At 67.4% G+C, this 6,444-nt stretch carries 7 protein-coding genes; 5 read left to right on the plus strand and 2 right to left on the minus strand.

From position 1 onward, the window contains the following. The first annotated feature begins 11 nt into the window (after positions 1-11). The 5 genes from Q0Q02_RS22715 to Q0Q02_RS22735 all read left to right on the plus strand — a co-directional run bounded on the left by Q0Q02_RS22715 (position 12) and on the right by Q0Q02_RS22735 (position 4,098). Complete coding sequence (locus Q0Q02_RS22715) at positions 12-737, plus strand: Tim44/TimA family putative adaptor protein (protein WP_293812972.1); 726 nt, start codon at positions 12-14, stop codon at positions 735-737. 65 nt (positions 738-802) lie between these two features. Continuing rightward, positions 803-1,903 (plus strand): MltA domain-containing protein, encoded by a 1,101-nt coding sequence (locus Q0Q02_RS22720; RefSeq protein ID WP_293812962.1) that lies wholly within the window; start codon positions 803-805, stop codon positions 1,901-1,903. A 1-nt stretch (position 1,904) separates the two neighbouring features. Continuing rightward, on the plus strand, positions 1,905-2,468 hold the full coding sequence (locus Q0Q02_RS22725; RefSeq protein WP_293812964.1) for a Smr/MutS family protein: 564 nt from the start codon (positions 1,905-1,907) through the stop codon (positions 2,466-2,468). Further along, positions 2,465-2,839, plus strand: coding sequence for a helix-turn-helix domain-containing protein (locus tag Q0Q02_RS22730; protein WP_293812966.1), 375 nt, complete (start codon positions 2,465-2,467; stop codon positions 2,837-2,839). The genes Q0Q02_RS22725 and Q0Q02_RS22730 overlap by 4 nt, the downstream gene beginning before the upstream one ends. 260 nt (positions 2,840-3,099) lie before the next feature. Further along, positions 3,100-4,098 (plus strand): adenosine kinase, encoded by a 999-nt coding sequence (locus tag Q0Q02_RS22735; protein WP_293812967.1) that lies wholly within the window; start codon positions 3,100-3,102, stop codon positions 4,096-4,098. 224 nt (positions 4,099-4,322) lie between these two features. Here Q0Q02_RS22735 and Q0Q02_RS22740 read toward each other — a convergent pair whose 3' ends face one another. Together Q0Q02_RS22740 and pnp are read right to left on the minus strand one after the other, a co-directional pair. Then, positions 4,323-4,958 carry a pyridoxamine 5'-phosphate oxidase family protein gene (locus Q0Q02_RS22740; RefSeq protein ID WP_293812969.1) on the minus strand — a complete coding sequence of 212 codons (636 nt, stop codon included), beginning with the start codon at positions 4,956-4,958 and terminating at the stop codon, positions 4,323-4,325. A gap of 278 nt (positions 4,959-5,236) precedes the next feature. Then, the coding region (gene pnp / locus Q0Q02_RS22745) for a polyribonucleotide nucleotidyltransferase (protein WP_293812970.1) at positions 5,237-6,444 on the minus strand (1,208 nt) is incomplete at its 5' end.

The following is a 6,444-nucleotide window of genomic DNA, read 5'->3' on the forward strand; positions in this document are numbered from 1 at the left end:
GTCAGCTTTCGATGCAAAATTCCTTCGACATGCAGACTCTGGTCTTCCTGGTCCTCGCCGTCTTCGTGGCCTGGAAGCTGCGTTCCGTGCTCGGCCAGAAGACCGGTCACGAACAGCCCAAGGATCCCTTCGCCCGCCGCGAGACCCCGCCCATGCGGCCCGACCAGCCGCAGGCGCCCGAGAAGCGCGACAACGTGATCCGCCTGCCGGGCGCCGCGAACGATCCCGTCGCGCCGGAACCGCCGGCTGCCGAGCGCTGGAAAGACTTGGCCGCGCCGGATTCGGCGGTCAGCGCCGGCATCGAGGCGGTGATCCGCCAGGAGCCCGCTTTCGATCCGCATGAATTCGTCGGCGGCGCCAAGGCCGCCTATGAGGCGATCGTCACCGCCTTCGCCCGCGGCGACCGCAAGATGCTGAAGGGCCTGCTCGCCAAGGAGGTCTATGACGGCTTCGAGCAGGCGATCACCGAGCGCGAGAAGCGTGGCGAGAAGGCGGAATCGAATTTCGTCTCGATCGACAAGGCCGATCTCGCCGCCGTCGATGTCAAGGGCAAGATCGCGCAGATCACGATCGGCTTCGTTTCGCAGCTCATCAGCGTCACGCGCGACGCTCAGGGCGCGGTCGTCGATGGCAGCGCCGAGCAGGTCTCGGAGGTCAACGACATCTGGACCTTCTCGCGCCAGCTTGGCAGCCGCGATCCCAACTGGCTGCTCGTCGCCACCGAATCCGCCGCGTGAAGCGTGGCGGCGCCGGTGTCGCACTGGCGTTCTCCGCAGCCTTGGGCCTTGCATCAGTGACTGCCATGGCCTCGCCGCCCCCGCTGCCTCCAGGAGCCCGCGCCGAAGCGCTGTCGCTGGCCGCGATCCCCGGCTGGGCGCAGGACGATCACGGCAAGGCCTTCGCCATCTTCGCGCAGGGTTGCATGGCCGATCCGCCCCTGCGCCAGGGGGTGCAGCTGCCTGAACGGCTCATCGCCGTCTGCGACAAGGCGAAGATGCTCGCTGCGGCGGGGCCGGTCGGGCGCGAGCAGACGAAGACCTTCTTCGAGCAGAACTTCTCCTTCTGGCGCATCCGGCCCGAAGGCGGCGGAACCGGCTTCACCACCGGCTATTTCGAGCCTGAGTTCGAGGGCTCGCTGACGCGCTCCGATGCCTTCCCGACGCCGCTCTACGACCGGCCGAAGGATCTGGTGACGCGCTTTTCCCAGGACGATTGGCCGGGTCTCGACAAGGGGCTTTCGGCCGCGCGCCGCACGACCAATGGGTTCGAGCCCTTCGCGGATCGCACCGCGATCGAGACGGGCGCGCTCGACGGCCAGGGCCTCGAAATCCTCTGGCTGCGGGATTCCGTCGACCGCTTCGTTCTGCAGGTCCAGGGCTCCGGCCGCGTCCGGCTTCCGGATGGCTCGGTGACGCGCCTGACCTATTCCGGCCGCAACGGCCATCCCTATACCTCGCTTGGCCGCGTGCTCAGTCAGCGCGAGAGCATTCCGCCCGAGCAGATGACCATGGACCGGCTGATCGCCCGGCTGAAGGCCGATGCCGGCTTTGCCCGCGACCTGATCCGCCTGAACAAGTCTTTCGTCTTCTTCGCCCGGCGCGACGACCTGCCGGCCGAGAGCGGGCCGGTCGGCGGCGCCGGCCTGCCGCTGACGCCGCTGCGCAGCATCGCGGTCGACCGCACGGCCTGGCCCTATGGCCTGCCGGTCTGGATCGACACCACGATCCCCGATGGGACTGGCGGCGAAGAGCATCTGGCGCGCCTGATGATCGCGCAGGATACCGGCTCCGCCATCCTCGGGCCCGCCCGCATGGACCTTTTCGTTGGCTCGGGCGCTGCGGCCGGTCATCGCGCCGGGCTGATCCGCCATCCCGTCGCCTTCACCGTGCTGTGGCCGCGCTGAGATGCGGTCTCGCCGCGGAAAGACCCTGACGGAGACCGATATCGCGCTCTGGCGCCAGGTCGCGCGCTCGGTCAAGCCGCTGCCCGGCCGGGCACCGATCGAGCCGGAGCCGGTTCCCGAACAGGCCGTACCGGTGCCGGCTGAGACCGCGCCGCGCGCCGTCGCGGCTGCTTTGCCGGTCAAAGCCACCCCTCCGTCAGCCCCGCCGCTGGCGCCGATCGAGCGGCGTTTGCGCACGCAATTGCGCCGCGGCCAGCAAAGCGTCGACGCCTCCATCGACCTGCACGGCCTGCGTCAGGATGAGGCGCATCTGGCGCTCCATGCCTTCCTGCGCCGCGAGCAACGACGCGGTTGCCGCATCGCGCTGGTGGTCACCGGGAAGGGCGCGCTGGCGCCGGCCTTGTTCGGAGACGAGCGCGGCGTGCTGCGCCGGATGGTGCCGCATTGGCTGCGCCTCCCCGACTTGCGCACGCTGGTCCTTGGTTTCGAGGAGGCCGAGCAGCGTCATGGCGGCTCCGGCGCGCTCTATGTCCGCCTGCGCCGCCTCAGGGAGCATGGGCCGTGACGCCCTTCGGCCAGCGTGTCCGGGCCTTGCGGGAGGCGCGTGGCATGAGCCTCGCGCAGATGGCGGAAGGCCTTGGGGTTTCGCCGGCCTATCTCTCGGCGCTGGAGCATGGCAAGCGCGGCCGCCCGACCTTCACCCTGATCCAGGGCGCGATCCATCTGCTCGGCGTGATCTGGGATGAGGCCGACGAGCTCGTTCGCCTCGCCGATCTCTCGCATCCCCGCGTGATCATCGATACCGCCGGGCTCGATCCGGAAGCGACGCTGCTCGCCAACCGCCTGTCGCGCGAGATCGGCCTGCTGGAGGGCGAGGATCTGCGCCGCCTCGCCGCCGCGCTCGACGAGGCTGTCGCCCGCCGCGACCCGGCCTGAGGTGAAGCCGGCCTGGAAGTCTCCTGCGAGCCCTCATCCTGAGGAGCAAGCCAATGGCTTGCGTCTCGAAGGATGCTTCAGGAGGCTCCGGAATCACCTGGAACATCCTTCGAGACGCCGCTGCGCGGCTCCTCAGGATGAGGGCTGAGTTTTCGGGGATGCGCCTGAAACGCCCGGCTTGACCGCACGGCATGCGGATGCGACAGGGCCAGCACCTTTCCCATCGGCCGACGGGCCGCGCCATCCGGACAAATGCAGCCATGACCCAGACCCGCACGGACGTCCTCGCCCTCGGCAATGCCATCGTCGACGTGCTGGCCACGGCGGAGGAAGACTTCCTCATCGCCCAGAAGCTGACCAAGGGCGCGATGATGCTGATCGACGAGACCCGCGCTGAATCCCTCTATGCCGCCATGGGCCCGGCCCGGATCATTTCCGGCGGCTCGGCCGCCAACACCATTGCCGGCCTCGCCTCCTTCGGCGGCAAGGGCGCCTTCATCGGCAAGGTCCGGGGCGACGAGCTCGGCAAGCTCTATCGCCATGACCTGACCTCGCTCGGCGTCGGTTTCGGCACGACCGATGCGATGGAAGGCCCGGCGACGGCGCGCTCCTTCATCATCGTCACGCCTGACGGCGAGCGCACGATGAACACCTATCTCGGCGCCTGCCAGGGCCTCTCCGTTGCCGATGTCGACGCCAAGGCCGTCGAGGCCGCCGATATCGTCTATCTCGAAGGCTATCTCTGGGATCCGCCGGCGGCCAAGGAAGCCTTCCGCAAGGCCTCCGAGATCGCGCACAAGGCCGGCGGCCGCGTCGCCATCACGCTGTCGGATTCCTTCTGCGTCGACCGCTATCGCGACGAGTTCGTCGGCCTGATCCGTAACCGCATGGTCGATCTCGTCTTCGCCAACGAGCACGAGCTCAAGAGCCTCTACGAGACCTCGGATTTCGACACGGCGCTGTCCTGGCTGCGTTCGGAGAACATCCTGGCCGTCGTCACCCGCTCCGAGAAGGGCGCGCTGGCGGTGACGCCGGATGGCATCGTCGAGGAGCCGGTCTTCCCGATTGATCGCGTGGTCGATGCCACCGGCGCCGGCGATCTTTTCGCCGCCGGCTTCCTCTACGGCCTGACTTCGAACCGCGAGACCCGCGACTGCCTGCGCCTCGGCGCTCTGGCCGCAGCCGAGATCATCTCCCATGTCGGCGCTCGTCCCGATGTCAGCCTGAAGACGCTGGCGGGCAACGAAGGGCTGCTCTGAGAGCGCCTTGCGGAGGACGCCGCGATTGTCATTCCGGGGCGGCCCTCTGGGCCGAACCCGGAACCCACGACCGGGTGACGTCCGAATTACAATTCGTGCCGCATCGCCGAACGCCCGGTCTCACCCCGTCGTTGCTTCCGGGCTCTTCGCGGAGTTTATCCTTGGGCCGACCGGAGGTCGGACCCGAGGGCGAAGCCCCGGAATGACAGGTGGGGCTGCTTCTCTCAATACAGCGTCGCCTTGACCCGGCCCGGCAGCGCCGCGTCATAGGCTTGGCCGTCGAATATCTCGACCTTGGCATTGCGCGCCGTGATGTCGCGCAGGATCGTGCCGGGCGAGGGCAGGTTGCGTCGGTCGACCTGCCGGTCCGGGTTCCAGAGCTCCGCCCGCACCACCGCGCGCGAGCACTGGAAGTAGACCGCCTCGACATGGACGACCATGACGCTCGCCGGAAGCTTCCCGGCCATCTCGAACTGCGAACACAACTCGGGGTCGCAGGAAATCTCCGCGCGTCCGTTCACGCGCAGCGTCTCGCCGCAACCGGGGATCAGGAAGAGCATTCCGATTCGATCGTCGGACAGGATATTCTTTAATGAATCCAGTCTGTTATTGCCTTTTCGGTCGGGAATGAGGAGCGTTTTCGCGTCCCGGACCGTGACAAAGCCCGGCAGATCCCCACGCGGCGAACAATCCAGCCCCTCCGGACCGACTGTCGCGAGCACGAAAAACGGCGAGGCGGCAATCAGCGCGGCATAGTTCGCGTCGACATGATCGATCTCCTTGAAGGTCGATGCCGGCGCGACGGGAGCGGGATAGGCGCGGGCGAGGTCGTCGAGCGAGGCGATGCGGTGGTCGGACATGCCGGTCTCCATGGATCGGCATATGTCTAGACTATTACGGGCGACGCGTCATCAGGAGCCAGTCCGTCATTCTCGGGCGCTGCGAAGCGGCGACCCGGGAATCTCCAGACGAGGAGATGCGGGAGCCTCACGCGGCAAGAGATGCTCGGGGCAAGCCCGAGCATGACGCGCGGGGCTGACCGCGGCTCCGTGCGAGGTTGCGAAGCGTGAAACGAAAAACGCCCCGCATCATCCGATGCGGGGCGCCCTGTTTCACGCAAAGCTGGTTTGCGGGCCGATTACTCGGCCGCGCCCTGCTTCTCGCGGGCCTTCTCGGCCTCGCGCTCGGCCTTGAGCTTCTCGGTGATGTCCTCGCCGGTGGCCTGGTCGACGACCTTCATCGAGAGGCGGATCTTGCCGCGCTCGTCCTGGCCGAGGAACTTGACCTTGACCTTGTCGCCTTCCTTGACGACGTCCTGCACCTTCTGGACGCGCTTGGCAGCGAGCTCGGAGATGTGGACGAGGCCGTCCTTGGCGCCGAAGAAGTTCACGAAGGCGCCGAACTCCATGATCTTGACGACGGTGCCGTCATAGATCACGCCGACTTCGGCTTCCGAGACGATCGACTTGATCCACTTGATCGCGGCTTCGATCGACTTGCCGTCGGCCGAGGCGATCTTGATGGTGCCGTCGTCCTCGATGTTCACCTTGGCGCCGGTCTTCTCGACGATCTCGCGGATGACCTTGCCGCCGGAGCCGATGACTTCGCGGATCTTGTCGACCGGGATCTTCATCGTCTCGATGCGCGGCGCGAACTCGCCGAGCTGGCTGCGCGAGGCCGAGAGGGCCTTCGACATCTCGCCGAGGATGTGCTCGCGGCCGCCCTTGGCCTGCTCGAGGGCGACCTTCATGATCTCCTCGGTGATGCCGGCGATCTTGATGTCCATCTGCAGCGAGGTGATGCCCGAAGCGGTACCGGCCACCTTGAAGTCCATGTCGCCGAGATGGTCCTCGTCACCGAGGATGTCGGAGAGCACGGCGAAGCGCTTGCCTTCCAGGATCAGGCCCATCGCGATGCCCGCGACCGGAGCGCGCAGCGGCACGCCGGCATCCATCAGCGCCAGCGAGGTGCCGCAGACGGTGGCCATCGAGGAGGAGCCGTTCGACTCGGTGATCTCCGAGACGACGCGCAGCGTGTAGGGGAACTCGCCCTTGGCCGGCAGCATCGGGTGGATGGCGCGCCAGGCGAGCTTGCCATGGCCGATTTCGCGGCGGCCGGGCGAACCCATGCGGCCGGTCTCGCCGACGGAATAGGGCGGGAAATTGTAATGCAGCAGGAAGGTTTCCTTGTAGGTGCCTTCCAGCGAGTCGATGAACTGCTCGTCCTCACCGGTGCCGAGCGTGGTCACGACCAGCGCCTGGGTCTCGCCGCGGGTGAACAGCGCCGAGCCATGGGTGCGCGGCAGGACGCCCGCTTCCGCGACGATCGGGCGTACGGTCTTGCCGT

Origin of the sequence: uncultured Allobosea sp. (assembly GCF_945956895.1) — a bacterium.
Lineage (GTDB): Bacteria > Pseudomonadota > Alphaproteobacteria > Rhizobiales > Beijerinckiaceae > Allobosea.